Raw genomic sequence first — 2807 nt, forward strand, 5'->3', positions numbered from 1 at the left:
CTTGTGACACACGACCGGGCGGTACCCCTCCCCCGGCGGGGTACCGCCCGTTCGTCATGTGGTTTCGCCGGGGACGAAAGGGTTCCGCATACTGATACCCGGGCTGGCCGGGGACTGGAGGACGTGTGGCGGAGGCCGAGGGATCCGGGGGCACGGAGGACCGGAAGCCGAAATCCGACGAGGCGCACAGCGCTTTCGCCCCGCCCGCCGGGATCGAGCCCGAACCGGTCGACGAGGACCAGCCGACCTCGGAGTTCACCGTGCCGGCCGGGCTGCCCGCGCCGCCCGTCGAACCCGAGGGCTCGGCGTTCGCGCCGCCGGCCACCTACAGCGCGCAGCACTCCCCGCCCGCGTACACCCACGGCCACGGCTTCCCCGTCTCCCTGATGAAGGAATCCCCCTGGCAGGACCGCATGCGCACCATGCTGCGCATGCCGGTCGACGTCCGGCCGGTCCCCGAGACCGCGCACAAGCACAGCGAGACCGGGCCCGCCGTGGGCCGCATCCTCGACCTGACCCTGCGCATCGGCGAACTGCTGCTCGCGGGCGGTGAGGGCGCCGAGGACGTGGAGGCCGCGATGTTCGCGGTGGCCCGCTCGTACGGGCTGGACCGCTGCGAGCCCACGGTCACCTTCACACTGCTGTCGATCACGCACCAGCCCTCCCTGGTCGACGACCCGGTCTCGGCGAGCCGGACCGTGCGCCGCCGGGGCACCGACTACACCCGGCTGGCCGCCGTCTACCAGCTGGTGGACGACATCAGCGCGCCCGAGATCGAGCTCTCCCTGGAGGAGGCCTACCGGCGCCTCGCCGAGATCCGCCGCAACCGGCACCCGTACCCCTCCTGGGTGCTGACGGCGGCCGCCGGACTGCTCGCCGGGGCCGCCTCCACCCTGGTCGGCGGTGGCGTGTTCGTCTTCTTCGCGGCCGCGATCGGCGCGATGCTCGGCGACCGGCTGGCGTGGCTGTGTGCCGGACGCGGGCTGCCGGAGTTCTACCAGTTCGTGGTGGCCGCGATGCCGCCCGCCGCGATCGGCGTGGCCCTGAAGCTGGCCGAGACCGACGTCCGGGCCTCCGCGGTGATCACCGGCGGGCTGTTCGCGCTGCTGCCCGGGCGAGCCCTGGTCGCGGCGGTGCAGGACGGGCTGACCGGCTTCTACATCACCGCTTCGGCCCGGCTGCTGGAGGTCATGTACCTCTTCATCGGCATCATCATGGGCGTACTGGTCGTGCTGTACCTCGGGCTCCAGCTCGGCGCCTCGCCGAAGCCGGAGGAGGTCCTCCAGATCACCCAGCGACCGCTGATCCAGATCGCGGCATCGATGGTGCTGGTGTTCACGTTCGCGATCCTGCTCCAGCAGGAACGTTCCACCGTGTGGATCGTGACGCTGAACGGCGGGGTCGCCTGGGTGACCTTCGGGGCCCTGCACTACGCGGGCGGGATCCCGCCCGTGCCCTCCACGGCCATCGCCGCCGGCCTGGTCGGCCTGTTCGGCCAGCTCTTCTCCCGCTACCGCTTCGCCTCGGCCCTGCCCTACACGACGGCGGCCATCGGCCCGCTGCTGCCGGGCTCGGCGACGTACTACGGGCTGCTGCTGATCGCCGAGAACCGGCTGAACGAGGGCCTCGGCTCGCTCGTGAACGCCGCCGCCATCGCGCTGGCCATCGCGATCGGGGTCAACCTGGGTTCGGAGACCTCACGGCTGTTCATGCGGATCCCGGGCGCCGCGACCGCCGCCAAACGCCGCGCGGCGAAGCGGACCCGCGGCTTCTAGGCCGTCTCTTCCGGATCTTGCTCCCCCGGCTGCCGCTGGGAAGTGCCCCAGACCCGCGCCGCCCGGTACCGCACCTCGCCGCGTACGCGAGAGCCCCGGGGACCTCTCGGGTCCCCGGGGCTCTCGGACGGGCCGGTACGGCGCTCAGCGCTTGGCGTGGCGGCCGCTGCGCCGGCCCGGGGCGTGCGGGTCCTCGGCGGTCGCGGGCTGCCCGTCGGAGGCGGCCGCCGCCTTCTTCTCCTTGCGGGACTTCAGCACCTCGAAGACCACCGGGATGACGGAGACCAGGACGATGACGATGAAGATCGGCTCGACGTTCTTCTTGATGAACTCGAACTGGCCGAGCTGGTAGCCCAGGACCGTGACGCCCGCGCCCCACAGGACACCGCCGATGACGTTGAACGTCAGGAAGGTGCGGTACTTCATCGCCGTCGCACCCGCGACCATCGGCGCGAAAGTGCGGATGATCGGCACGAAGCGGGCGAGCACGATGGCCTTGGGGCCGTGCTTCTCCATGAAGTCGTGCGCCGAGTCGAGGTTCTCCCGCTTGAAGAGCTTCGAGTTCGGCCGGTTGAAGATCTTCGGACCGAACACCTTGCCGATCATGTAGCCGACCTGGTCACCGAGGATGGCGGCGGCCGAGATCAGCGTGCACACCAGCCACAGCGGCTCCGTGATCGCCCCGCTCGCGGTGAACAGGCCCGCCGTGAACAGCAGCGAGTCCCCGGGCAGGAACGCGAAGAGGCCCGATTCCGCGAAGACGATGACCAGGATGCCGATCAGACCGAATTGCCCGATCAGATACTCCGGGGACAGCCACTCAGGGCCGAGCGCAAGCGTGTACACGAGTTCCGGGCTCTCCTGGATCGGGGGTATCGCGGGCATCGCGGCAGGGCGCCCGCGGGTGCTGCGGAAAAGGCGGCGGTTTCAATTATCAACGCACATGGCCCCCGGCCGGGTCCCCGGTGCGGGTGGGGGGGGTGTGTGGTAGCAGGAGAGCCTGGGGGCGGCCGTCGCGCGGTCTGGGTGCCG

General features: G+C 70.9%; 1 protein-coding gene and 1 pseudogene. One reads left to right on the top strand and one right to left on the bottom strand.

Annotated features, from left to right (window positions below; genetic code table 11):
• The first annotated feature begins 125 nt into the window (after window positions 1-125).
• On the top strand, window positions 126-1775 hold the full coding sequence (locus tag ACFXA3_RS19690) for a threonine/serine exporter ThrE family protein (RefSeq protein WP_385188374.1): 1650 nt from the start codon (window positions 126-128) through the stop codon (window positions 1773-1775).
• A 177-nt stretch (window positions 1776-1952) separates the two neighbouring features.
• On the opposite strand, the pseudogene ACFXA3_RS19695 reads toward ACFXA3_RS19690, so the two are convergent.
• A pseudogene (locus ACFXA3_RS19695) lies at window positions 1953-2621 on the bottom strand (DedA family protein); the annotation flags it as partial.
• Window positions 2622-2807: the final 186 nt, after the last annotated feature.

It is taken from the genome of Streptomyces sp. NPDC059456, from assembly GCF_042750055.1.
Taxonomy (GTDB): Bacteria; Actinomycetota; Actinomycetes; order Streptomycetales; family Streptomycetaceae; genus Streptomyces.